Below are 23445 nucleotides of genomic sequence, written 5' to 3' on the forward strand. Positions count from 1 at the left end.
AACGCAAAAAATCTAGCGGGCAAGTCTACCGCGTATCAGCCCAAAGCGCAGCATTCCCTAGCATATGCTCGGTTTGCAAATTGACACCCAGTGCCGGCGGTCGCAGCAGGCAATCTGAAATCGACCTCGCAATTGGTCGCTGCAAATTTTATAATCGTGGGTTCAGCACTTCCCGCAACAATGCCACAGCAAGGTCCAACAATGACACAAGATGAGCTAAAACTCGCAGTAGCTCAAGCTGCGATAGACCACATCAAGCCCGCCATTTTCGATGGCGAAATCATCGGTGTTGGCACCGGCTCAACGGCCAATTTCTTTATCGATTTACTCGCCGAGTTTAAAGATGAACTCAAAGGCACAGTTGCCAGCTCCGAGGCATCAGCCCAGCGTCTGCGCAAGCACGGCATTGAAGTACTAGAGTTAAATAGCTGCGGCACTATCGCGGTCTATGTCGACGGCGCCGACGAAAGCAACGACCGACTAGAACTGATTAAAGGCGGTGGCGCGGCTCTGACCAGAGAAAAAATCGTTGCTGCGGCCAGCAAGCAATTCATTTGTATTGCCGATGGCAGCAAGCTCGTCGGCCAACTCGGTGCCTTTCCGCTGCCGGTAGAGGTAATCCCCATGGCACGTAGCTATGTCGCTAGGGAGTTGGTTAAACTCGGCGGCAACCCGGTCTACCGCGAAGGCGTGGTCACCGACAACGGCAATATCATTCTTGATGTCTATGATTTTATGATTGCCACGCCGCAAAAAACCGAAGAGCAAATCAACAATATCACCGGCGTTGTCACCAACGGTTTGTTTGCCTGCCGACCAGCCGATGTACTGCTGCTAGGAACGACTGAGGGAGTGCGCACGCTGAAAGCCTGATCACTCGGCGCAACCCAGTATTAACTAACAACTCAAATGGGAGCGCCTGGCGCTCCCGCTCAGCACTCCGCCTCCAAGTCATTTACAAAGACGAAATAGCCACACCGATTACAACCATTTTTTATACCGAAAGAACACCAACAAGCCCCCCGCCAACGCCACTAAAATGCCGATAAAAATAGCAAAGGCATAATGATTCTCCGCGCCGGGAATACCGCCAACATTAATCCCCAGCAGTCCCGTGGCAAACCCCAAAGGCAAGAATATTGCCGACACAATTGATAGCACGTACATGCGACTGTTAGATTCTTCAGAAATCTGATTAACAAGCTCTTCTTGGCTAACGGCCGCACGTTCGCGAATACTGTCGAGGGTTTCAATATATTGCGCCAAACGATCGCCAACTTCGCGTACCTTTAACCGCTGAGCATCACCAAACCATGGCAGCCGTTCGCTTTGCACCCAACTAAGGGCCTCCCGCTGCGGCGCCAAATAGCGACGCAGCGCAATAGACTGCCGGCGCACTTGGCCAAGTTCACTACGCAGCTTTGCCCGGCCACTGCTTAATAGCGATTCTTCTAATTCGTCGACCTTGTCCTCGGCATTGTCGATTGGCCCGGCCATGCGCCGCACTAAACGATCGCATAATATCGCGACAAATTCAGCGCTGGTTTCCGGCCCTTCACCCTCGCTAAAACTGCGCATAATATCGTCAACCGATAATAAACGCCGCTTGCGCGAACTAATAATACGGTGCTCGTCGACACACAAACGAATTGACACCATGTCTTCAGGATCAGCCTCGGGATTCATATTTACACCCCGCAAGGCCATAAGTAAGCCGCCATTGTGCGATGTTGCCCGTGGCCGGGTGTCCTCGGCAACCAACGCCGCAATCGCTATTTCATCTAGGCCACTGTATTCCTCCAGCCACGCCAAGGTGCTTGGCTTGCTGTAATCAAAATGCAGCCACAGTAAACCCTGCTCAGGTTGCCATGCGTTAATTTCAGCGGGGCTCATACTCCGGGCACCACCTTTGCCATCCAGTAACATCCCGTAAACTAAAAAGTCATCCATACTGGGTATCTCATTATTCAGTCTTGTCGCCGATAATCGCACAGCAAGCGACCGACAAACAATGCGCGAACCGCAAATGTCGCCTCGCTAATACTGCTAGTCATTCGCAAATAAAATAAAACAACAAGGATATCTCATGAAAATTGGTGTTTGCCTTCCCTATATGCAGCGTGGAATTCGCCGCCAAGATTTCAAAGACTGGTGCCGCATTATTGACCAGGGCCCTTTTTCTAGCCTTTCTTGCGGCGAACGAATTACCGGACACAGCTACGAAATGCGCAATATCCTTGCCTTTGCCGCGGCATCGACTGAGCGCGTGCGAATTATTCCCGCGCTATACGTCCTGCCCATGCACAGTGCCGTGCAAGCAGCCAAGGAAATTGCAACGCTCGACATCTTGTCTGAAGGCCGCGTGACGCTCACCGTTGGCGTGGGCGGGCGTGACAAAGACTACGAAGCGCTCGGTGCAAGCATGGCAAACCGCTTTCAACGCATGGACGAGCAAATCGCCACCATGAAGAAGATTTGGCGCGGCGAGCTACTCGAAGGCCTAGAGGAAATTGGTCCCACCCCAATTCAAGCTGGCGGCCCGCCGATCTTAGTGGGCGCCATGGGCCCCAAAAGCATTCAGCGAGTGTCTAAGTGGGCCGATGGCCTCTACGGTTTTGCCATGGATGGAAATGCAGACCTCATCAATCATTTTTTCACCTCAGCTGATACCGCATGGGCAAATTCTGATCGAGAGCACAAACCCTACCGGCTCGGTGGCTTTTGGTATTCGCTGGCCGACAACGCCCAGGGCAATCTTGAGCAATATGTCTTCGACTACCTCAAAACCTTTGGCGAAGCCGACGCCCGCAATGTCGCCAAGACCATGACCATGCACGACCCCATTGCGATCAAAGACGGTATCGCCGCGATCGAAGCCCTTGGCTGCGATGAAATTCAACTCGTACCCGCCACCTCCGACGTTGCCGAAGTAGACCGTTTAGCTAATATGCTCGCTGGACGCTAAGGCAAACTTGGGCGCCACCCTAATACTGGGTGGCGCTCGCCATAAAAACACACAATCCACTGACGAGATCATCGATTTACGCAGTCAAAAAATAGACTATCCGCTCAACTCAAAACGGCTAGCAGGCCAAAGTACGCCAGAAGCTGAAACCCATCTGAAATACTGATCAATTTACCCAGAATTTTGCGCTTTTATATCAGTCATTTATACATATACTGAGTTCATTAATATCGATGAGCAAAGGAGACGCCATGCCCGCCAAGAACACCGCAAGCCGATACGGCTGGCTCAGTATCGCACTGCACTGGGGTATGGCGCTGATTGTTATCGGCATGTTTGCCCTTGGTATCTGGATGCGAGAACTTTCGTACTACGACCCTTGGTATAAAGACGCCCCGGCGATCCACAAGAGTATTGGGATTCTGCTGTTCTTGGTGCTTATTGCCCGCATTGCGTGGCGCAATATTAATATTCGCCCAACAGATGACCCGGCGCTGAAACCCTGGGAGCGCACCACTGCCCACCTGACCCATATTGCGCTATACGGATTGATGTTTGCGCTGATGATTGCCGGCTACCTTATTTCTACTGCCGATGGGCGCGCCATTGAGGTTTTTAGCTGGTTTCAAGTACCCGCCACGCTTTATGATCTACCCGAGCAGGAAGACATTGCCGGCGAGATTCATGAACTAATCGCTTGGGCCTTGATCCTATTAGCTGGAGTTCATGCCCTGGCAGCGTTAAAACACCACTTTATCAACCGCGACACGACTCTGCTAAAAATGCTGGGCCGCGACGCAAAATCACCCACCGACCACGCTAATTAACATAAAGGAAGCCAACACATGAAACGTTTACTCGCCATCGGATTTACCGCATTGCTTTGCTTTAGCGGCGCACTTCACGCCACTGAGTACAAAATTGATACCGCCGGCGCCCACGCCTTTGTTAATTTTAAAATAAAACACCTAGGCTACAGCTGGCTCTACGGCCGCTTTAATGAGTTTGAAGGCAGCTTCAACTACGACCCAGCCAAGCCAGAAGACTCATCAGTTAACGTCACAATTAAAACGGCCAGCGTCGACAGTAATCACGCGGAACGCGACAAGCATCTACGTGGCAAAGATTTTCTTGCAGTAGACAAATTCCCCACTGCCACGTTTAAAAGCAGCAGTTTCAAGCCCTTAGACGAAGGTAAAGCTGAGCTAAAAGGCATATTAACCCTTCACGGTATCAGCAAGCCTGTGACCATTGCGGTAAGTGAAATCGGCGGCGGCAAAGACCCTTGGGGCGGCTACCGTCAAGGCTTTCACGGCACTACTGAAATCGCGTTGAAGGACTTTGGCATTGACTTTGACCTTGGTCCGGCCTCACAAATTGTTGAGCTGACTTTAGACGTGGAAGGTATTGCGCAATCGATGATGTAATTTAATTGAACTATTTGAGTGTCGAACCACTCGAAGATTAGGAATTATCCTCATTCAGTCTCAAAATTTTTGGCCGCTTTTTTAGCGGCCTTTTTTGCCTAAAATTTACCGACCATCACCGTCTATAAATCAGACTCAGGGGCATTCTCAGCGATATATTTTAGCAGCGCTGTATCGGCAGAGAACTGGGCGTCGAATAGTGAAATTAAGGCGTAAATGCCCATTAGTTTGCGCATCACATACAAGAAATCTTTAGGCGGCAAGGCAAAGTATTTGCTGATAGACGCCGCCACTGCACGTTTGGCAATGCGTTTGGGCAGGCCACTCTGGCGCCAACGATATTGACCATCGGCATTGACCGCATAGGTCGGAACGGTGTCATCAGGAAGGCGCAGCGGTTCGGCGATATCGATACCAATATCAACAAAATTGTCCAATACGGCCTGGGGAAAATGCGCTTTCATAAATCCTAAACTGATGGATTTTTCTAAAAATGTCGACTTATCGCGCTGGTAAGCAGCCACCATCATTGCGCAAAATTGATCGGCGAAGCTATCCGGCAAAAGCCGCATGGCGCCAAAATCCAGCAATAGCAATTTATCACTTTGCCCCTCCGGATCGATGCGCACTCTGAAATTGCCAAAGTTGGGGTCGGTCTGCATTCGCCGCCACACAAATAACTCAGTAAGAAACATGTCCAAGACCGCACTACCTAAACGATCACGGCGAGCCTGCGGCAAAGCCGCTACCTCCGCGGAATTTACTGAATCGGCCGCTTCGTAGCTCATGGTTAGCACCCGTCGCGTCGAGAATTCTGGGTAACTTTTGGGCACAACAAATCGGTCATCGCCCGCTAATGACGTGGCAACAAAATCGAGATCCCGCCGCTCTTGTTCATAGTCCACTTCTTTATGCAGTAATAAACGAATATCGCCAAACCAATCGTCAATATTGCGGGTACTCGCCAGTAAGCGCGACACCTTTAACAGCCTGAGCACGGCGTTAAAATCTGCATCAATGGTGTCTTCAACACCGGGGTACTGCACTTTAATACACAGCTCCTCCCCGGTTGCCAACAACCGTGCGCGGTGCACCTGCCCCAAGGACGCGGCAGCCAAGGGCTGTTGATCAATCTCTAAGGCCGACAAAGCCTCGGCGCCCAACTCTTTGTGAAGTACTTTAGCAATAACCTCCCAGGCCATTGGAGGGGTATTATCTTCAAGCTGATGCAGGGCGTCAGCCACTTCCGGCGGCATCATATAGTCGCCATAGGTGGCCATCATTTGGCCAATTTTAACCACGCTGCCTTTTAAGCGGCCAAGCTCACTCACGAAAAAGTCGATGTTTTCGCGACGTTTAGCCAAGGCATTCTCGTCATCGCCGCCGAAACGCTCCCGCAAGTTCTGGCGCAGGGCCCGGCTGCCATAGCGCACGCCGAGTTTTGACAATTCCAGCCGACGCGCAAATCCACCAGTTTTAAGCTGATGAAGGGGTTTTTCTGGGGGTGTAGTTGAATCGCTCATAGCGACCATTGTAGAGAAAGCGCCGCAACAACGCAGTAAACGCATCGTCGCGGCGTGACGAAATAGCAATTCAGGGCATACTCAGTTTTAACCACAAGCCCACATAATAAAACCCGCTAAGCCTGCCTATGAAATTACTAAAAAACCTAACCTTGATCGGCCCCTGTTTTGTGGTTGCGGCTACCGGCCTTGTTGCCGGCGATTTGGTGGCCACTGCCGTTTCTGGCGCCATCCTTGGCGGGCAAATCATCTGGACCGTACCATTTGGAGCCCTGATCAAATTAGCGCTGAATGAGGGTTTGGCTCGCTGGCAGCTAGCCACTGGCAAAAGTATTTTACAGGGCTGGCAGGAGCAATTGCCTCCCTGGGTAAACGGCTATTTTCGGATTTACCTTATTCTCTAGGGCTTTTTAGTTGGCGCGGCGCTAATGGCAGCCTTCGGTCTCGCGGCCAACGCGCTACTCCCTCAATTGTCGATCAATAGCTGGGCGGTTTTACATTCTATTCTGGCAGTATTGCTCGTGCTATTTGGCCGTTACTCTGTGTTTGAGTCTGCCATGAAGCTAATGATTCTGCTGATGTTTATCACCGTAATGACGGCACTCGCCAACCTCGATTTATCGGCAATCAATATCCAGCAAACTGTGTCGATTAGCACCGACATTCAACGTCACGGAAAAATGCGCTCGCTGTCATTGGCGGTGTTGGCGGCAGCGTTACCCTGCTGTGTTATAGCAACTGGATGCGCAAAAAGGATTGGCACACCAGCGCGGCACTGCCGTTGGCGCGCATAGATTTAAGCGTGGCATACAGTATTACCGCGCTATTTGGCATCGGCATCATGCTGCTGGCAGCCAAAGCCGCACCAAGGGCAACCAGCGGAAGCCAGATCTTAATCGCCATGGCCGACGAGTTAGGGCGATCCTTATCTCCGATGTTTAGAGAGCTATTTTTAATTGGCGTGTGGGCGGCAGTATTTAGCTCAATGCTCGGTGTATGGCAGGGGGTGCCATATTTGTTCGCCGACATCATGGCGGCCCGCAAAAAATCTGAACAAACTCCCACTCAGACCGATCGCACTAGTTGGCCATATCGCGGTTTTTTGGCTTTTCTCGCACTGCCACCGATGCTGTTATTGCTTATAGTTAAGCCGGTGTGGCTGGTCATGCTCTACGCGGTGACGGGGGCATTTTTTATGCCGTTTCTTGCCTTAACACTACTCTATTTGAACAATAAAATTATTACTAAAAGCCATCGCTTCGGCCTCACCAGCAATACTTTGATCATCTTGGCTTTGATTGTATTAGGTTTTCTCAGCGTGCAGTCGCTACTGACTTAAGTCGGCGCGCCCTCAGCGCGCCGACCTTGCTTTTACTCAGCGAGCATCGCCATCAACGCTTCCCAGCTAAGCCGGTCTGCATTCGCGTCGTAAGCCAAGGGCATTTTGTTTTTTACACCAACAGCTGTCGCACCTGGGTTGGTAAAACCATGCACGACGCCAGGAAAGCTTAAGAGCTGCAAGTCCACCCCGGCCGCGCTCATTTCCTCGACAAAACCACCAACTTGCGCGGGTGGCACCATCGGATCAGCACCGCCGGTAGCAACCAACACTTTGGCTTTTACGGTATTGGCTTGCGCCTTAGCTTCTGTACCCAAGGTACCGTGGAAGCTAGCGACGCCAGCCAGATCCAAGCCACGACGCGCCTGATTCAACACCACCGCACCGCCAAAACAGTAACCAATTGCGTAGAGCTTGTTTTTATCTACGACAGGCTGCTTAGCTAAAATCGCCAGCGCCGCGTCGAAACGCGCATTCATTTTGTCCGGCTCAGCTAAGGCCGCTTTCATAAAAGCCATGGCGTCTTTCGGGTGGTCAGTACTTTTCCCCGTGCCATACATGTCGACGGCAATCGCCGTATAGCCCGCCTCTGCAAGTTGCCGCGCCCGACCACGGGCATAGTCGTTCAAGCCCCACCACTCATGCACAACCACCACCGCCGGACCCGCCTCAGTATTGTCCGAATCACTGTATAACACCGCCGAGCCCAATTTGCCGGGCAAGGTTAATTTACTCTCCACTATCTCGGCGCTCACTACCGAGCTGAATAATAAAAACGCGCTAAACCATGTGGCCAATTTCATCTAATGCTCCTTCTGTTTGATTAATCTCAATCAAGTGCTCAGCAATATACCGCTAATACGATGACAGCGGCTATGCTCTCCCAGCAAAAGCCTAGCGTCAGACGGTTAATTTTGTTCGCCATGAGCCGGCAAGACGCAAGACATTCACGGTGCAGCTAGAACGACACTTTCAGCTTGAAAGCTCACTCGCACCGATCGCGCCAAGCAACATTCACATCATATCGCGCTCAACCTCCCGTAGCCGTCGCGAATAACTGCGGCAGTTTTTCCACAGCCAATCCTCCTTTGCGCGACGCGCTTTTTTCATTGCCGCGCCACTGGCATAGCCCTTGAGCTTTTCCCCTGCGCCGAGGGCTTGCTCTAAACGCACGGTTTCTATTTTTCGCGCCAGGCAAGCTTGCCAGCCTGCCGCTTGCACTGGCGCAGCGAAAATGAGGACAGCACTCAGCAGTGCAATGGAGTATTTCATGGCGACCTCCTTGTCGACCTTGATGTATTTAAAACGACCTACCCCCATAAATTAAAACAGCAGCCCAGCCTATGCAAACCTCTTTACCGCAGCTTAACTGTCTTAAAGGCGGTACGAGTGGCATAATAGAACGTTGTTGCCCGCTACCGGAATTTCTTGCATGAGCAAAACTGCCCTCCCCGAATTTCTCGCCAATACCGCTGTCCCCGCCGATCTTCAATCGGTAATCCTTGGCCTTGCTGATGTCAGCGTGACTATTAGCCAAGCCCTTGCCAAGGGCGCTTTAGCCGGGGTGCTCGGCGCCGCTGGTGCAGAAAATGTGCAAGGTGAAGACCAAAAAAAGCTCGACGTTATTGCCAACGACCTAATCAAAGATTGCCTAGCCGCGATACCTACCGTGCGCGGTCTGGCCTCTGAAGAAGAGCCCGATGTTGTACCCTGCCACACCAACGGCAACTATTTAGTCACCTTTGACCCGCTGGATGGTTCGTCTAACATCGACATCAACAGCATGGTTGGTACTATTTTCTCGGTACTACCCCACAGTGGCAGCGCCACCGTTACCGAACAAGATTTTTTACAGCCCGGCCGCCAGCAAGCCGCCGCCGGCTATGTATTGTATGGCCCCTCGGTAATGCTGGTATTAAGCACCGGCAAAGGCGTGGCAATGTTTACCTTGGATCAGGATCAAAACAGCTTTCTGCTTACCGAGGCGGACGTCAGTATTCCTGCGGACGCCAATGAATTTGCCATCAATATGTCCAACCAACGTCACTGGACCAGTGGTATGCAGAGCTATATCAGCGACCTGCTAAGCGGCAAAGATGGCCCAAGAGGCAAAGATTTTAATATGCGCTGGGTTGCGGCGATGGTTGCCGATGTCCATCGCATTCTGTGTCGGGGTGGCGTATTTACCTACCCATGGGACAGTCGCAAACCAGAACAAGCCGGTAAGTTACGCCTAATGTATGAAGCCAATCCCATGGGTTTTTTGGTAGAGCAAGCTGGCGGTGAAGTATGGACTCCAGAGGGAAAAATCCTCGACATTCAACCTGAGCATATTCATCAACGGGTTCCCGTAATTCTCGGTGCGGCCAACGAAGTCAAAGTCTGCGTCGACTATCACCAGCGCTGATCGCAATCAGCGCAACTAACGGGATTCACCGCCATGCTCAGTTACCGCCACGGCTTTCACGCTGGCAATCATGCCGACGTGCTGAAACACCTAGTGCAGGTTTTGTGCTTGGATTATTTGCAACAAAAACCCACTGCCCTGTCTTATATCGACACCCATGCGGGCGCCGGTTTCTACCACTTTGCCAGCGCCTTTAGCGCGCAAAATCGTGAATTTGACAGTGGTATCGCCAAGCTCCGCGCCGCCGCTAAAGAGCAGGATTTCCCCGCACCCTTGCAGCGCTATCTCGACGTAATAGACGCTTGCTGCAAAAGCGAAGCAGAGGGCTACCCCGGCTCTCCGGCAATTGCACTGCAGCTGCTACGGGAACAAGACAAAGCACATTTATTTGAGCTACACCCCAACGATCACGAGAACTTGCGCAAACGCTTCCATCACAGCGCCCGCGTTAGTGATAACGACGGCTTTGCCGGCTTAAAGGCACTGTTGCCGCCACCGAGTAAGCGCGCGCTGGTGTTAATTGACCCGCCCTATGAAGACAAAAATGACTATCGCAACGTCATCAGCGCACTAAAAGATAGTCAACGCCGCTTTCCCAATGGCGTGTATGCACTTTGGTACCCCTTAATTCCCCGCGAAGAATCCAAAGATCTCGGCAGGCGCCTAAAGGCGCTATCGCCCAATAATTACCTGCACATCAAACTCACCGTTCAAGCGCCAGCAGGCGAGCACGGCATGTTTGGCAGCGCCATGTTTGTTATTAACCCGCCGTGGCAGCTGGCCGCCCAGCTTGAGGAAACAATGCCGGTGCTAGAGCAGCTGCTGGGTGACGGCACGAATAGCCAGTTTGAATTGAATGCGGCAATAGCCTAAAACCTTCGGCGCCCTCTCGTTATTGCCCACCGCATTCCATTTCGACAGCACTTCAGTTACCACGCTGTAACTTTCCTGCGCCTTTGCTATACACTTAACAGAGGGCGTCGGCATGAAACGCGATAATTGATAACAATAAAACTAGGTTATTTTCTATGATTAGACCCACTCTTCAGCTTAGCGCGGCGATTTTTAGCTGCAGTTTGATAGCGGCCTGTGGCGGCAGCTCTAACACCAGTACCAGCGGCAACTCACCAAGTACTGCGCGCGGCGTTGATCCGGCACTGGAAACCGATATAGCAAGCCTCGATGCCGGCCTCGTATGCGGCGAGTTAAGCCATCCCAATACGGAAGTGGTGCTGCTAGTGCACGGCACATTTACCCACGGCGAAGAGCAATACAACTGGAGCTATAAACCGCTTCTTGAAGAACAAGGCTATGACGTTTGTATTGTCACGTATCCTGATCGTGGTCTGAACGACCTGCAGATTTCAGTGGAATACGTCGTGAACGCCGTGCGCAAAATTCACACGGACACAGGCCGTAAAATCGATATGATCGGCCACAGTCAGGGCGCAATTCACCCGCGCTGGGCGGTAAGCTGGTGGCCTAGTTTGCGACCAATGGTAGACGATATTATTAGCTTGGCCGGCCCGCACCATGGCACACAAATGGCCCCGGCGATCCTTAACGGCACGATACCGCTGGCCATGCCCCCAGCGGTTTATCAAATGGCCCAAGACTCTGCGTTTATCAATGCCTTAAACAGCGGCGACGAAACCCCTGGTGACATTGATTACACCAATATCTACACCATGATGGATGAGTTAGTGCAGCCCTATGAGCCCGAGCCGACCGCAGCACTGGACTTTGGCATGGTTAACCCCAGAGTCAGCAATACATTGATCCAAGATGTGTGCACCGGCCGAATTGTCGAACACGTAACGATTGGCCTTAGCGACCGATTCACCTTTGAATTAACACTGGATGCACTGAGCAATAGCGGCCCAGCCAACGTCGAGCGCGCGGGCGGTGCCGAACTTTGCGGCCTGCTCCCGCTACCAGATCAGGTAATATCAGCGACGTTGTTAGAAGATTTTGCCACGGTGTTTGGCAGCGAAGCTACGCAGGGCTTCCCCGATATTCAGTTGGCTGAAGCAGAGCCGCCGCTGCGAGACTACGCGAACAAGCCCGTGCCGCAATAGCTTCGGAAACGGGGAATGGCGGTGATTGGATACAGTAAATCAAACTGCATTCGCTACGCCCGCCAGAGCTGAGCCGACGGCCTTTAGGCCGTCGTCCATCAAGGCATTTGCAGCCTTAGAATGTTTTACGCACCTCGACGCCATAGAAGCGCGGTTCACCCAGTACACGTGCAAAAGTACCTAAGGACTCACCAGTGGCAACCGCACCAATATCGTAGCGCTCATCCGTTAGGTTTTTACCATAAACTGCAATGCTCAGATCGTCGTTGTTATTCGTCCAGCTCAGGCGCGCATCAAGTAATACATAGTCGTCAGCGTAGACAGCGCCAGGATTGGTTTTCGTTACTTCCCAAGAGCCGTCATCAAAGCCCATATAGGTTTCGCCCTTGTAGCTTAGATCAAAGCGGGGAACAAATAAGCCAGCGTCACTCACAATAGTATATTGCACACCCAAGGAGGCCGACTGACGTGGTGACACGGCAAACTCTTCGTCGCTGCGATCGAGTATGACGGTTTCACCGCTTACCGCTAAGGGCGTCAGGGCAACATCATCAAATTCTAAAAATTTATAATTATTATTACTGTAGGTTAGCGACACCAACATCGCGGGGCTCGGCAACCAAAGCACTTCAATTTCACCGCCTTCGATCATCGATTTACCGGCATTCTGCGACGTTACAACAAGACTATTTGCAGAATCGAGGCCCACAGTGATGAGCTGCATATTTTCAAACGTCATCGAATACAAAGCGACGTTAAAGCGCAGGGAGTGATCAAGGGCATCGATCTTAAAGCCAATTTCGCGGTTTTCCAGCGACTCGGGCTCAACCACCAAGAGACCATCGACACCGCTGGGCTCATGAAAGCCAGATTTAAATCCATTGCTCCAGGTCGCGTATGCCATCCCCGAACTAATAAAACCACCATCTAGCCACGCATCCGGCACCATCCAAGAACCCGACGCCATCGGCGTAAACTCTTTAAACGTGCTGTCCATATAATCCCGGACCGGCGCACCTAGGGGCGAACCGATTTCACCGGTAACCGACGCTTTTAGGATATCGTTAGCCAAGGTAATTGGATCATCTGCCCAGGTACCTAAATACGTAAGTAAACCCAGACCTTGGTCAAGGGTAATAAAGCGGAGATCCGCGCTCACAATGTCTGTTACTGCCGCTAGGTCGGAGGTGCGAGTAATTAATTCTGACTGCCGATCTTCCTCGGTGTAGCGTCCGCCAAGGGTAAGTTCAAATTGTTCACTAATATGCCAGGTCGCCTGAGTAAATATCGCCAAGGTTTCACCGTCAATGGCGAAGTCTTGTACCGTATCCAATGGCACTAAGGCGCCGACCACTGGTGGCGCACTGCCACCCGGTGGAATCAGCGAAGAATCGGGCACGTTACCGGCGAGAAGCTGAGCGAGACTGATTGCATCGGCACCGACCAAGGGACTGCTCAACAAATAACGTTCAGACTTAAATTCATCCTGCCAGAATAAACCTGCTGCGTATTCAACCGCGCCATCAAAAAACTCGCCGTTTAGCTGCAGTTCGAGGGTAAGTGACTCTTGATCGGCATCGTCCAATACAGTACCGCGTAAAAACGCTGCTGGACCACCCTCATCAGCTGTCTGCTGTGGTCCTTTTTTAATTGCGTCACGGTAGCCCAGAATAGTTTTCAAACTGTGGTTTTCGTTCAACTCCCAATCTAGGGTTGCACCAAACATCAGCGTGTCTTGATGTTTAATTTGACGCTGAGACGGACCTTGATTAGTCACTAAATCCGGCAGGCTGTCGCGATCATTGGCCTTGCAATTATCCTGATAGGCACTTGGGTTACTGGGGTCAGTATCGCCCGGCCACAATATGCCTAAGCCATTAATAAATAACGCGTCTTCGTTAATCACTGAGCAGTGATACGACGGAAAGCGCTCCCGGGTTTTGCCTAAAAAGGTCATGGTATCAAGGGTAATGGCATCTGATGCTAACCAGCGGGTTTGAAAAATCGCCGAAAGGCGATCTACCGATTGGTTAGTGGACGATGATGGATCTTTTAAAAAGCCATCTCGACGGTGACTGGCCAACGCCAACCGCGTTAACAACTCGTCATTCACCGGCATATCGACAGCCGCGCGCATACGCTGTTCATTGTAATTCCCCAGCGCGCCCTCGACGTAACCGCCAAACTCTTCACCGGGCTTAATCAGTGTAAATACCAACGCCCCGCCGGTATTATTTTTCCCGAACAAAGTACCCTGCGGACCACGCAAAACCTGCACGCTTTCAATATCAATCGTATCTAAAAGCTGGCCGTCCGGCCGGGGAATAAAAATACCATCAAGATAAACACTTACCGACGGATCAAAGCGCGCCATCGGCGCCCGCTGACCGATGCCACGTATAAATATTTGCGGCGCGGTACTGTCATTAATCTGTAAGCTCGGTACTGACTTACTCAATTCAGCAGTGCTAAGGATGCCCTGCGCGCGCAAGTCATCACCGCTTATCGCAGTGACTGCAACGGGGGTTTCTTGAATATTTTCCGAGCGTTTCCGGGCCGTAACCAGTACCTCTTCAAGCGCCGAGGATAAGTTCTTTTTTTTGCTGCCCCCTTCCTCTGCAAACAGCGCAGAAGGCGTTACTGCTACTGCCAGCCCCAATAAAATCCCACGCGAAATGTGATTTACGGCCATAAACGTATCCTCAGACTCTATAACGAGTCCATCTTATTATTAGTAAAAACAGGACTGTAAAGATATGTAGCGTAAAGACATATCTTTACATAAAGAATCATCCGTTTGGATGAAGAGGTATCTCACTGAGGAAGCAGACACCCGACGCCTAGCGCCTGTGAATATTCACTATACCCGGCAGCACACCGGCACATAACACAGGTTAAGCCTCGGCACCGCGCACTGTTTGTTCTGCGCGCACCAGCCAGCCAGCCAGCCAGCCAATAAACCTAAACGACTTCGCCAGCAATAAATTCCATGGTTTCAACAGAAACGTCGAAATTATCGGCGTGACCAATCATCAACGTTGTTACGTCTGACTTTTTCCAATCTTGCAGCCGCTCGCGAATGCGCTCCTTGGGACCAAGCAGGGAGATCTCATCGACCAAGGCATCCGGTACCGCTTTAATCGCTTCATCATGCTTACCGGCATACCAGAGATCTTGTACTTTCTGCGCTTCGTCACCAAAGCCCATACGGCCCATCAGATTCTTATGGAAATTATCTTTTTTAGCGCCCATGCCACCCAAATACAGCGCCATGGTCATTTTGCCGGGATACATGGCCTCTTCAAGATTGTCGTTCACGATGCAGTTCACCATCGCATTGATCTCAAAACCCTCGGGCTTAACCGCCAAGCTATCGTCAAAAATATTCATGCGATAGGGCGAAACAAAGATTGGCATCCAACCGTCAAATCGCTCTGCAGCTAGGGCAATATTTTTCGGGCCTTCTGCACCCAGAAATACCGGAATTTTCTTACGTAGCGGGTGTGTGATACTTTTTAGCGGTTTACCAAGCTGCAGGCTGTCTGGCCCAATATAAGGTAAATTATATTGCGCGCCGCTGTATTCGACTGGCGCTTCGCGAGCGATGACTTGCTGGAAAATATCCAACCACTCCCGTGTACGCTCAAGCGGCCGCTTAAACTGCTGACCATACCAACCTTCCACCACTTGCGGGCCAGAAACGCCGACACCCAAACAAAGGCGACCATTGGAAATATGATCCAAGGTCAATGCCGACATTGCAGCGCACACCGGCGTGCGCGCGGAGATTTGCATAACCCCAGTGCACAAACGAATTTTACTGGTCGTCGCCGCTATTGCGGCCAAGGGCGTAAAGCAATCAGAACCGTATGCCTCAGCAGTAAATACCGAATCAAAGCCAAAGGCTTCTGCTTTTTGTGCCAATTCAATAAAGCGATCGGTTGGATTTTTCTGCCAATAGCCAAGATGCAAGCCGAGTTTCATATACGCCTCTTTATTCTTTTATTATGTTAATTCGCTTATAACGGCAGAGGGGAAATAGCATTCACTACTTTCGTTAAACACCCGATCCACATCGAGTATCTAGCAATAAACACGGCAATACTCGGCGAAGTCCGGCGCGATCACGCTAACCTGCCGAGCCCTCAGCAGACGACTTACTTAGCGATACGCTTTATTACCAAAGGCAAATCATCAACCGGCTTAGGCAGAGGTACGGTCTGCATTTTACTGCTGAAATCGTCCGCCAAATGGAATTCATACTCTCGCAAAAATTGGTGCATAAAGTTTTTCACTTGCATCAGTGCAAAGTGCATCCCTATACATTTATGTGCACCGCCGCCAAACCCGACCCAGCTGAATGAGTGACGCTTATGTTCGTTCCGCGGCTCCAACCAACGATCGATATCAAACTTAAGTGGCTCGTCCCAGTACTCTTCCATGCGATGGGTATGCTGCGGCGCCAAAAACAAAATGGTATTAGCCGGAATCTTATATCCGCCCAACTCACAATCATTAATTGTACGGCGCTGCATCATCATAACCGATGGATGAAGACGTAAAGCTTCTTTAACGGCCACTTCCATCAGCGGCATCTTTTCAAGATCTTCGTAATCTAGGTGCGGTTTGTCAATTGTCAGCGCTTCTTCGCGCAAGCGCTGCTGTAATTCTGGATTTTGACCCAGATGGAAAAGCATGTGGCTCAAGGCACTAGTTGTCGTGTCGTGCGCGGCGAACAGCAAAAAGCTCATGTGCGCTATAATATCTTCGTTAGAGAAGTATTCGCCGTCTTCAGTCTTCTCGCGGCAAAAATAACTAAACGTATCCGTGCCGTCACCGTTGCGACGTTCTTCGATTAGGTCGCCAAAGAGTTCGATAAGATAACGTTCACCGATTTTGCCTTTACGGAACTTAGTACCAGGCCATTCCTTAGTGACGATCCCCATCAAGCCATCGGTAATATCCAAAAACGCTTTATTGAGTTTTTCCGCGCGCTCATCGTTTTCATCCAGACCAACAAAAATTCGCGCAGCCACATCAAGTAGAATTTTCTTGATTGCCGGAAAAAACAGCAACTCGCCTTTTTCACCCCAGCCGCTTATACCATCAGCGATCATCGGACCCATGGTGCCGATATAACCTTTCATTGCGTCATTTTTAAACGCTGACTGCATCATACGACGCTGGAAGCGATGATCTTCGTGATCACGCAGTAACAAAGCGCCTTTGTAAAAACGACCCAGCGAGCCCATATAACCCATTTCGGCTGAGAAATTTTTATCTCTATCCAACATGATTTCTTTATATAGATCGGGACCAATCAGCAGGGCCCCGCGGAAACCCGCCAAGCCAAAGCGGCTCACATTGCCGAACTCCTTATACTGGCGATCGATAGTGCCATACAAGTCCTTCACCAGCTGAAATGTCTGACCAATGATAGGTAAACCAAAGGAACCCGGAATATGATCCAAATTCTCGTTGTTTTTACATTCTTTATAGTTTTGGTTAACTGCAGTAGCCATATTCAGCCCTCCGAAGGGGGATTATTGTGATGTTATTTGTGAGCAATCATAGGCGTGGGCCACATACATATCAAGCGTCCGATATGAAAGTTTCGTCATAATTAGGTATATTATCCGTCTCGCATTCATTCCGACTGGCCGTATCCAGCAAGCAGGGCTCCACATTGAGGAAAGTAGACCACGACACCCGCCGCGCAGAAGTCGCCGGTGCCGCCGCAAAACTAATCGCTAAAAAAGGCTTAGAAGCGCTAACAACGCGGGCGCTAGCAAAAGAACTTAAATGCTCTATTGGCGTGCTATCGCACTATTTCAGTAGCAAAGAAGAGATAGTAATAGCCGCATTCCGCTGGGCAGACCAACGCATAGACCTGCGCATGCAAGAAGCCATCACCAACGAAGAACAGAACATTGGCTCCTTTGTACCCGTTATCAAAGCCGGCCTGCCCCTCGACGAAGAATCTGATCTCGAGTGGCGCGTGCGCCTAAACCTGCATACTTTCGCACTCACTCACGCCGACAGCCTTGAAGCAGAGCGCGACAAGAACAATCAATTTCGTGAGTTAATGGTGATCATGATTGCCAATATGCAGGCCATCGATCAAATTCGCAGGGATATTAGCGCCCGTGATATAACCAGTATCGCCTTTGACCTCGTTAACGGCATGGCGAAAAACCTATTGATGTGCCCCTTTGATGAGCGCGAGGCAAAAGCGGAGTACTTATTTCGGCTAATCGACGTACTCAAGGGCCCTGCGGCCGCGTAGCTCAATGCGGATACCCAAGCGGCGCTAGGTATCCGCTAACATTACCTAGACTTTGCAATCACCTCATTGGCATACCAGCTCATCATGCCGACCTTTTCTTCAATTGATTTATCGTCAGCTTCCGAGGCATAGACGTCACGAAAGGCAACTAGCACCTCGTCGACACCTATATCCTCTAAGCGCTTGATGCCGTCCGCGCTGTAGGCCTCCGCAGTCATTGCTTGGAATTCAAAGGGAAGATGGTCACGACCATACTCTTTACGGAATTCATTTATTTTATCAATCATGCCTTTAATCGAGTCAAGCTCACCACCTGCTGCGATCCAGCCATCACCCATTCTGGCGGCACGGCGTAGCGCCGGAATTGAATGCCCACCGACCAATATTGGGGGGCGCTGGCTAGGCACAGGGGACAGCTTAATCTCTGGCAATTCAAACATTTCGCCCTTGTAGGCAAAATACTCGCCGCTCATCAAGCCGTTAATGATTTCGATCATTTCATCCATGCGCTTGCCGCGCTTAGCCCATGCTACGTTGGTCACTTCAAAATCTTCAGCCCAAGGACTGATACCAACACCGTAAACAAAGCGATTACCGCTCAGCACCGCAAGTGTCGACAAAGATTTGGCAATTAAGGCCGGCTCATGCACAGCGAGCTTGTGCACCGAGGTTGAGAAACGGATTGACGTTGTTAGTGCAGCCAAGTGGGCCGCAAGTAAAAACGGCTCTAAAAATGGCACCCCATCTAAAAACTCACGGCTACCGTCAGCGTTGTAGGGATATTTGGAGCTCGCTTCTTTCGGGTAACAAATGCTATCGGGCATTGTGATTGTGTCGAAGCCCAGTCGCTCGGCCTCTAACGTCAAGGGCACATATTGCTCCTGCGGACACATACTGTGATGGTAGGCAAACTTCATCGCTAATCCCTTCCCCTATCATTATTGTTTTAAACCAACCCACACGGGCCAGCAATAAGCAGATTAATACAAAGATTCGGTCTGCGCCTCACCCAAATGGCGCAGCAAATCGACAAATACGGGCTATACTTAGATTTATATTTGCGTAGGGAAGCGCGGATAATTTAACGGCTATTCAGCATCTAACACGGTTTATAAGTTTAGCTTTTTTGCTAAGCTGGCCAATAACTTAGAATAAGACTGACCGCCAAAATCAAGTGGTAACAACATGAATGGAAGCACTGTAAAAGACAGCCGCAGCCTGCGCACCCGTGAAATGCTAATTCACACCGCCGAGCAGCTTTTTGCGGAACAAGGTTATGAAGCCGTATCGGTGAATACCATCACCCGAGATGCCAACCAAAACAACCGCAATGCGGTGCAATATCACTTTGGTGGCAAAACGGGTCTATTGCAGGCTATTTTCGATAAACACGGTCCCGGCGTAGCCGCGAAACGGGCTGCTCTTATCGACGCCTTTGCCACGATACAGCCTGTTGCACGACTCCTCGCCACGGCGATAGTGAAACCGCTACTCGACAAATTAGAAGACCCCGATGGCGGTGAGGCCTATTTGCATATCAGCGCCGAACTTATTGCCAGTAACACGCTAGGCTACAGTTTGCCCGGTGCGCACCCACTGCAAATACCTCGGGAGACAAAACTTGCTAAACTGGCAGCGAATCAGCTGACGCATCTACCGCCAGAAGTAGGTCAACAACGGATTTTAATGATGAATGTACTCGCCTTTCACGGTATATCAGACCACGCGCGAATGCGTAAAAGCCGGCAACTAGAACCGATGATGCGTGACACCGACTTTATGGCCAGCAACCTTATCGACAGCATTACCGCAATGTTAGAAGTTCAGCCATCAGCAAACACTTTACAAATACTTGAGCAGCGTCAAAGCAAATAACCCATAACGGACAACTACCTGGAATAAAATAGCAAATTTATGCGTTTTACTTTTTTAGGCACAAGTGCCGGCACACCAACCGCACAGCGCAATGTCACCGCTCTGGCGCTGAACATCGATGACAATCGTGACTGGTACTTAATCGACTGCGGAGAAGGTACCCAGCATCGCCTGCTGCACAGCCACCATTCCAGCGCGAAACTTAAGGCCATATTCATTACGCACGTTCACGGCGATCACTGCTACGGACTCCCTGGGCTCATTGCTAGCGCCAATATGAGCGGCCGCACCGATGCCCTCACGATCTGCGCGCCCGATGGCATTGAACAATACATTCGCGCAACCTTCGCCCATACCGACGTTCACAATCTGCGCTTCCCACTTAATTTTGTACGCAGCGATGCAGACGATTTTCACTACTGCGATAATGCGATCGACATCAGCGCGATTGCCATGTCGCACCGAGTGCCTTGCTTCGCCTACCACATTAAAGAGATACCACCGACCCACATCGACGAAGCCAAACTCGAAGCCCTGGGCGTTCCCCGCGGCCCGCAGTGGCATCAATTACAACAGGGTCAGGACGCGATTTTAGACAACGGCGACACCGTGCATGCAAGTACGGTTTGCTCACCGGCGTGGCCAGCGCGCAAAGTGGTGGTAGGTGGCGACAATGATCAGCCTAGCTTGCTTCATAACGCGCTACAGGACTGTGATCTACTGATTCACGAAGCGACTTTTACCGAAGACATCCTTGCCAAAGTCGGACCCCAATACATGCACAGTACTGCAGCGATGGTCGCCAAAACCGCCGCCGACACCAATTTGCGCCACCTAATTCTGACCCATTTCAGTCAGCGCTACCGCAGCGGCAACTCCTCAAAAAACAAGCACAAGAATCAACACACGGTTAGTGACTTATACAAAGAAGCGCGCCAGCTTTACCAAGGCAATTTACTGCTCGCAGAAGACCTACAAAGCTTTCAACTAGAAAAAAACAAGCGTTTGGTGAAATTGTAGCGCCCTACACCGGACCGGGCGATACCTCACCAAACTGAGGTATCTTCCCCACCCAGCCTGCTTCAACTCAATAGTCAGCGTGTTTCGGCGTCCGCGGGAATGGAATGGCGTCGCGAATATTGTCCATGCCGGTAATGTAGTTCAGCAGACGCTCAAAACCCAGGCCAAACCCAGCGTGGGCAACTGTGCCGTAGCGACGTAAATCACGATACCACTCCAAGCCTGTCAGCCCCTGCGCGGCCATACGCATATCCAATACGTCCAGCCGCTCTTCTCGCTGGGCGCCACCAATTATTTCGCCAATACCTGGCGCCAAGACATCCATAGCCGCTACCGTTTTCCCGTCGTCATTAAGTCGCATATAAAACGCCTTAATGTCCTTCGGGTAATTGGTAACAATTAGCGGCCCACCAACATGCTCCTCACACAAATAACGCTCGTGCTCCGACTGCATGTCTAGCCCCCAGCTCACTGGATATTCGAACTTTTTACCTGACTTTTCTAAAATCTTAATTGCATCGCTGTAGTCTATGCGCTCAAACGGCGTGTTTGCCACCTGCTGTGCGCGCGCCAAAACGCCCTCGTCGACAAACTGATTAAAGAAGGCAAGGTCGTCTTCGCAATGTTCCAATACCTGAGCCAATAAGTAGCGCAAAAAATCTTCAGCCAAAGCCGCGTCTTCGTCCAAATTAGCAAAGGCAATTTCCGGCTCTACCATCCAAAATTCCGCGAGGTGCCGGCTCGTATTGGAGTTTTCCGCCCGGAAAGTCGGGCCAAAGGTGTAAACCTTGGACATTGCCAAGCAATAAGCTTCGGCATTGAGCTGGCCGGATACGGTTAGAAACGCTTCTTTGCCGAAAAAATCAGCGCCAAAATCAACCGCGCCCTGCGCTGTTCGCGGTAAATTCATCAAATCAAGGGTGCTGACTCGAAACATTTCACCTGCGCCCTCGCAGTCACTCGCGGTAATCAGCGGAGTATTAATCCACTGAAAACCACGCTCGTAAAAATAGCGGTGGACGGCATTCGCCAACACAGTACGCACCCGCGTAATGGCGCCAAAGGTGTTTGTGCGTGGCCGCAAATGTGCCACGGTGCGCAAATATTCATAACTGTGGCGTTTCTTGGCAATAGGATAGGTATCGGGATCATCAACCCAGCCGCACACCTCAATTCCTGTGGCCTGAATTTCAAAGCTCTGCCCTTTCCCCTGGGACTCAACTAACAGGCCCTTTGCGATCACCGAACAACCCGCGGTTAGACGCAACACATCATCGCGATAATTCGCCAGCTCTCCGGGTGCGACCAACTGAATAGCCGCCTGCGCCGAGCCGTCGTGGACCGCCAAAAAAGAAAAGCCACCTTTGGAATCACGCCGACTGCGTATCCAACCGCGTACTTCTACTTCGCTACCCGCTGCGACTTCGCCGGCCAACAAGGATTTAATCGATACCACGGTCATAGGGTCTCCAAGTGTGTCGAGGGAAAATCTGAACGGCCGCTATTATAGGCCGCCGTTGTCGTATTACGTAAATCTAGACTGCATTCCTTTGAAAAAACACCGAAACCCGCCCACGCGGAAATACCAGCAACAATATCCGCTCCCACAATGCCAAATTTACCGCTACAGTAAACACAGTTGCCACCACTTCAGCAAAGCAAATGGGGACCCCCATGCAGGCCACGAATTTCATTGCCCACCGCGGATGGCGTCAGCACTATCCTGAGAATACCTTAATTGCTTTTCAACAGGCGCTCGCCGCCGGTGCACTGAATATCGAACTGGATATTCAGCTTAGCGCCGACGGCGTACCGTTTGTATTTCACGACGCGAATTTACAGCGAATGTGCAACTGCGATGGACTGATCTGGGATTTGAGTGCCGAGGAATTACTGACACTAAACGCCGCTGAGGCCAGCCGCCTTGGCAAGCAATTCGCGACCAATCCAATGTGCCCCTTGAGCGATATAGTATCCTTACTGCAAAACTACCCAGCGGCAAACGCTTATGTGGAAATTAAAGCAGAAAGCCTAAGTCAGTTTGGCGCGGCCGCAGTGGTCGACGCAGTAATTAACACACTAAGACCCGTAGCCGATCGTTGCTTACTCATTAGTTTTGAACTCGACGCACTACTGTATGCCTTGCATGAAGGCTGGGAACGCTTTGCCGCGGTCTTCGATTACTGGCCAGATTGGCAACAGAGCCTTTTAGCAGAGCTAAACCCCGAGGTCATTTTTTGCGACAAACACTGCATACCCGCGAGCAGCGATTTGCGCCAGCTACCATGGCCACTTTTAGTCTACGAGGTTGGCACCCTACAAGAAGCCAAAGATTGGTTTGAACGCGGCGCGGTAGCTATAGAAACGTTTTTGGTGGGTGAAATGCTACGGGATTTTAATGTGACTTCTCCCCACCCTACGCTTCGCTAGGGTGAGGCTTCTCACTTCTTAGGCCGCTGCCGACACTGTGCCGGTCTTACGCAGGCCTCCATGAGCAGAAACGACGAGCCCCGTCGCTTTTAACT

Annotated in this window: 23 protein-coding genes; 14 read left to right on the forward strand and 9 right to left on the reverse strand. The window is 51.0% G+C overall.

What is annotated here, in order from left to right; genetic code table 11:
- Positions 1–201 precede the first annotated feature (201 nt).
- Positions 202–873 (forward strand): ribose-5-phosphate isomerase RpiA, encoded by a 672-nt coding sequence (rpiA, locus tag ABD836_RS15035; RefSeq protein ID WP_344937511.1) that lies wholly within the window; start codon positions 202–204, stop codon positions 871–873.
- A 108-nt stretch (positions 874–981) separates the two neighbouring features.
- Here the strand turns inward: rpiA and ABD836_RS15040 are convergent, their stop codons facing one another.
- On the reverse strand, positions 982–1950 hold the full coding sequence (locus ABD836_RS15040) for a zinc transporter ZntB (RefSeq protein ID WP_344937513.1): 969 nt from the start codon (positions 1948–1950) through the stop codon (positions 982–984).
- 136 nt (positions 1951–2086) lie between these two features.
- Here ABD836_RS15040 and ABD836_RS15045 point away from each other — a divergent pair, with 136 nt between their 5' ends.
- The 3 genes from ABD836_RS15045 (at position 2087) to ABD836_RS15055 (ending at position 4392) form a co-directional block, all read left to right on the forward strand.
- Complete coding sequence (locus ABD836_RS15045; protein WP_344937515.1) at positions 2087–2965, forward strand: LLM class flavin-dependent oxidoreductase; 879 nt, start codon at positions 2087–2089, stop codon at positions 2963–2965.
- A gap of 251 nt (positions 2966–3216) precedes the next feature.
- On the forward strand, positions 3217–3792 hold the full coding sequence (locus tag ABD836_RS15050) for a cytochrome b (protein WP_344937518.1): 576 nt from the start codon (positions 3217–3219) through the stop codon (positions 3790–3792).
- A gap of 18 nt (positions 3793–3810) precedes the next feature.
- Entirely contained in the window at positions 3811–4392 is a 582-nt protein-coding gene (locus tag ABD836_RS15055) for a YceI family protein (RefSeq protein WP_344937521.1), read from the forward strand.
- A 122-nt stretch (positions 4393–4514) separates the two neighbouring features.
- On the opposite strand, the gene ABD836_RS15060 is transcribed toward ABD836_RS15055, so the two are convergent.
- Positions 4515–5915 carry an ABC1 kinase family protein gene (locus ABD836_RS15060; RefSeq protein WP_344937523.1) on the reverse strand — a complete coding sequence of 467 codons (1401 nt, stop codon included), beginning with the start codon at positions 5913–5915 and terminating at the stop codon, positions 4515–4517.
- 128 nt (positions 5916–6043) lie between these two features.
- Between ABD836_RS15060 and ABD836_RS15065 the strand changes: the two genes are divergently transcribed.
- The 3 genes from ABD836_RS15065 to ABD836_RS15075 are packed head-to-tail and all read left to right on the forward strand — an operon-like array spanning position 6044 to position 7254.
- A complete protein-coding gene (locus tag ABD836_RS15065; RefSeq protein ID WP_344937525.1) occupies positions 6044–6319 on the forward strand; it encodes an Nramp family divalent metal transporter in 276 nt (91 codons plus the stop codon).
- 24 nt (positions 6320–6343) lie between these two features.
- Positions 6344–6709 carry a hypothetical protein gene (locus ABD836_RS15070; RefSeq protein WP_344937527.1) on the forward strand — a complete coding sequence of 122 codons (366 nt, stop codon included), beginning with the start codon at positions 6344–6346 and terminating at the stop codon, positions 6707–6709.
- Positions 6658–7254, forward strand: coding sequence for an Nramp family divalent metal transporter (locus ABD836_RS15075; RefSeq protein WP_344937529.1), 597 nt, complete (start codon positions 6658–6660; stop codon positions 7252–7254). The genes ABD836_RS15070 and ABD836_RS15075 overlap by 52 nt, the downstream gene beginning before the upstream one ends.
- Positions 7255–7286: 32 nt before the next feature.
- On the opposite strand, the gene ABD836_RS15080 is transcribed toward ABD836_RS15075, so the two are convergent.
- Positions 7287–8057: a dienelactone hydrolase family protein gene (locus ABD836_RS15080; RefSeq protein ID WP_344937534.1), complete on the reverse strand. Its 771-nt coding sequence runs from the start codon at positions 8055–8057 to the stop codon at positions 7287–7289.
- A gap of 211 nt (positions 8058–8268) precedes the next feature.
- Positions 8269–8526, reverse strand: a complete 258-nt coding sequence (locus ABD836_RS15085; protein WP_344937538.1) for a hypothetical protein — start codon at positions 8524–8526, stop codon at positions 8269–8271.
- A 160-nt stretch (positions 8527–8686) separates the two neighbouring features.
- On the opposite strand from ABD836_RS15085, the gene ABD836_RS15090 reads away from it, so the two are divergent.
- The 3 genes from ABD836_RS15090 (at position 8687) to ABD836_RS15100 (ending at position 11739) form a co-directional block, all read left to right on the forward strand.
- Positions 8687–9661: a class 1 fructose-bisphosphatase gene (locus tag ABD836_RS15090; RefSeq protein WP_344937541.1), complete on the forward strand. Its 975-nt coding sequence runs from the start codon at positions 8687–8689 to the stop codon at positions 9659–9661.
- Between the two features lie 33 nt (positions 9662–9694).
- On the forward strand, positions 9695–10534 hold the full coding sequence (locus tag ABD836_RS15095; protein WP_344937543.1) for a 23S rRNA (adenine(2030)-N(6))-methyltransferase RlmJ: 840 nt from the start codon (positions 9695–9697) through the stop codon (positions 10532–10534).
- 155 nt (positions 10535–10689) lie between these two features.
- Positions 10690–11739, forward strand: a complete 1050-nt coding sequence (locus tag ABD836_RS15100; RefSeq protein ID WP_344937544.1) for an esterase/lipase family protein — start codon at positions 10690–10692, stop codon at positions 11737–11739.
- A gap of 115 nt (positions 11740–11854) precedes the next feature.
- Here ABD836_RS15100 and ABD836_RS15105 read toward each other — a convergent pair whose 3' ends face one another.
- The 3 genes from ABD836_RS15105 to ABD836_RS15115 all read right to left on the reverse strand — a co-directional run bounded on the left by ABD836_RS15105 (position 11855) and on the right by ABD836_RS15115 (position 17261).
- Entirely contained in the window at positions 11855–14431 is a 2577-nt protein-coding gene (locus ABD836_RS15105) for a TonB-dependent receptor (protein ID WP_344937546.1), read from the reverse strand.
- A gap of 269 nt (positions 14432–14700) precedes the next feature.
- The gene (locus ABD836_RS15110; RefSeq protein WP_344937549.1) at positions 14701–15723 is read right to left on the reverse strand and encodes an LLM class F420-dependent oxidoreductase; all 1023 of its coding nucleotides are present in this window, start codon (positions 15721–15723) and stop codon (positions 14701–14703) included.
- A 173-nt stretch (positions 15724–15896) separates the two neighbouring features.
- Positions 15897–17261, reverse strand: coding sequence for a cytochrome P450 (locus tag ABD836_RS15115; RefSeq protein ID WP_344937552.1), 1365 nt, complete (start codon positions 17259–17261; stop codon positions 15897–15899).
- A 164-nt stretch (positions 17262–17425) separates the two neighbouring features.
- Between ABD836_RS15115 and ABD836_RS15120 the strand changes: the two genes are divergently transcribed.
- Positions 17426–18025, forward strand: a complete 600-nt coding sequence (locus ABD836_RS15120; RefSeq protein WP_344937554.1) for a TetR/AcrR family transcriptional regulator — start codon at positions 17426–17428, stop codon at positions 18023–18025.
- Positions 18026–18066: 41 nt separating this feature from the next.
- On the opposite strand, the gene ABD836_RS15125 is transcribed toward ABD836_RS15120, so the two are convergent.
- A complete protein-coding gene (locus ABD836_RS15125) occupies positions 18067–18942 on the reverse strand; it encodes a TIGR03619 family F420-dependent LLM class oxidoreductase (RefSeq protein WP_344937557.1) in 876 nt (291 codons plus the stop codon).
- Positions 18943–19210: 268 nt separating this feature from the next.
- On the opposite strand from ABD836_RS15125, the gene ABD836_RS15130 reads away from it, so the two are divergent.
- Positions 19211–19900, forward strand: coding sequence for a TetR/AcrR family transcriptional regulator (locus ABD836_RS15130; protein ID WP_344937559.1), 690 nt, complete (start codon positions 19211–19213; stop codon positions 19898–19900).
- A gap of 39 nt (positions 19901–19939) precedes the next feature.
- Positions 19940–20920: a ribonuclease Z gene (locus tag ABD836_RS15135; RefSeq protein ID WP_344937563.1), complete on the forward strand. Its 981-nt coding sequence runs from the start codon at positions 19940–19942 to the stop codon at positions 20918–20920.
- A gap of 67 nt (positions 20921–20987) precedes the next feature.
- Here ABD836_RS15135 and asnS read toward each other — a convergent pair whose 3' ends face one another.
- Positions 20988–22382 carry an asparagine--tRNA ligase gene (asnS, locus tag ABD836_RS15140; protein WP_344937566.1) on the reverse strand — a complete coding sequence of 465 codons (1395 nt, stop codon included), beginning with the start codon at positions 22380–22382 and terminating at the stop codon, positions 20988–20990.
- A 212-nt stretch (positions 22383–22594) separates the two neighbouring features.
- Between asnS and ABD836_RS15145 the strand changes: the two genes are divergently transcribed.
- Complete coding sequence (locus ABD836_RS15145; protein WP_344937568.1) at positions 22595–23350, forward strand: glycerophosphodiester phosphodiesterase family protein; 756 nt, start codon at positions 22595–22597, stop codon at positions 23348–23350.
- Positions 23351–23445: the final 95 nt, after the last annotated feature.

The sequence above is a fragment of the Zhongshania borealis genome (assembly GCF_039539625.1).
Classification (GTDB): domain Bacteria; phylum Pseudomonadota; class Gammaproteobacteria; order Pseudomonadales; family Spongiibacteraceae; genus Spongiibacter; species Spongiibacter borealis.

Excerpts from the sequence above, each read along its gene's own strand:
- rpiA (WP_344937511.1), top strand. The coding sequence starts at position 202 with ATGACACAAGATGAGCTAAAACTCGCAGTAGCTCAAGCTGCGATAGAC.
- ABD836_RS15040 (WP_344937513.1), bottom strand. The coding sequence starts at position 1,950 with ATGGATGACTTTTTAGTTTACGGGATGTTACTGGATGGCAAAGGTGGT.
- ABD836_RS15045 (WP_344937515.1), top strand. The coding sequence starts at position 2,087 with ATGAAAATTGGTGTTTGCCTTCCCTATATGCAGCGTGGAATTCGCCGC.
- ABD836_RS15050 (WP_344937518.1), top strand. The coding sequence starts at position 3,217 with ATGCCCGCCAAGAACACCGCAAGCCGATACGGCTGGCTCAGTATCGCA.
- ABD836_RS15055 (WP_344937521.1), top strand. The coding sequence starts at position 3,811 with ATGAAACGTTTACTCGCCATCGGATTTACCGCATTGCTTTGCTTTAGC.
- ABD836_RS15060 (WP_344937523.1), bottom strand. The coding sequence starts at position 5,915 with ATGAGCGATTCAACTACACCCCCAGAAAAACCCCTTCATCAGCTTAAA.
- ABD836_RS15065 (WP_344937525.1), top strand. The coding sequence starts at position 6,044 with ATGAAATTACTAAAAAACCTAACCTTGATCGGCCCCTGTTTTGTGGTT.
- ABD836_RS15070 (WP_344937527.1), top strand. The coding sequence starts at position 6,344 with ATGGCAGCCTTCGGTCTCGCGGCCAACGCGCTACTCCCTCAATTGTCG.
- ABD836_RS15075 (WP_344937529.1), top strand. The coding sequence starts at position 6,658 with ATGCGCAAAAAGGATTGGCACACCAGCGCGGCACTGCCGTTGGCGCGC.
- ABD836_RS15080 (WP_344937534.1), bottom strand. The coding sequence starts at position 8,057 with ATGAAATTGGCCACATGGTTTAGCGCGTTTTTATTATTCAGCTCGGTA.
- ABD836_RS15085 (WP_344937538.1), bottom strand. The coding sequence starts at position 8,526 with ATGAAATACTCCATTGCACTGCTGAGTGCTGTCCTCATTTTCGCTGCG.
- ABD836_RS15090 (WP_344937541.1), top strand. The coding sequence starts at position 8,687 with ATGAGCAAAACTGCCCTCCCCGAATTTCTCGCCAATACCGCTGTCCCC.
- ABD836_RS15095 (WP_344937543.1), top strand. The coding sequence starts at position 9,695 with ATGCTCAGTTACCGCCACGGCTTTCACGCTGGCAATCATGCCGACGTG.
- ABD836_RS15100 (WP_344937544.1), top strand. The coding sequence starts at position 10,690 with ATGATTAGACCCACTCTTCAGCTTAGCGCGGCGATTTTTAGCTGCAGT.
- ABD836_RS15105 (WP_344937546.1), bottom strand. The coding sequence starts at position 14,431 with ATGGCCGTAAATCACATTTCGCGTGGGATTTTATTGGGGCTGGCAGTA.
- ABD836_RS15110 (WP_344937549.1), bottom strand. The coding sequence starts at position 15,723 with ATGAAACTCGGCTTGCATCTTGGCTATTGGCAGAAAAATCCAACCGAT.
- ABD836_RS15115 (WP_344937552.1), bottom strand. The coding sequence starts at position 17,261 with ATGGCTACTGCAGTTAACCAAAACTATAAAGAATGTAAAAACAACGAG.
- ABD836_RS15125 (WP_344937557.1), bottom strand. The coding sequence starts at position 18,942 with ATGAAGTTTGCCTACCATCACAGTATGTGTCCGCAGGAGCAATATGTG.
- ABD836_RS15130 (WP_344937559.1), top strand. The coding sequence starts at position 19,211 with ATGAATGGAAGCACTGTAAAAGACAGCCGCAGCCTGCGCACCCGTGAA.
- ABD836_RS15135 (WP_344937563.1), top strand. The coding sequence starts at position 19,940 with ATGCGTTTTACTTTTTTAGGCACAAGTGCCGGCACACCAACCGCACAG.
- asnS (WP_344937566.1), bottom strand. The coding sequence starts at position 22,382 with ATGACCGTGGTATCGATTAAATCCTTGTTGGCCGGCGAAGTCGCAGCG.
- ABD836_RS15145 (WP_344937568.1), top strand. The coding sequence starts at position 22,595 with ATGCAGGCCACGAATTTCATTGCCCACCGCGGATGGCGTCAGCACTAT.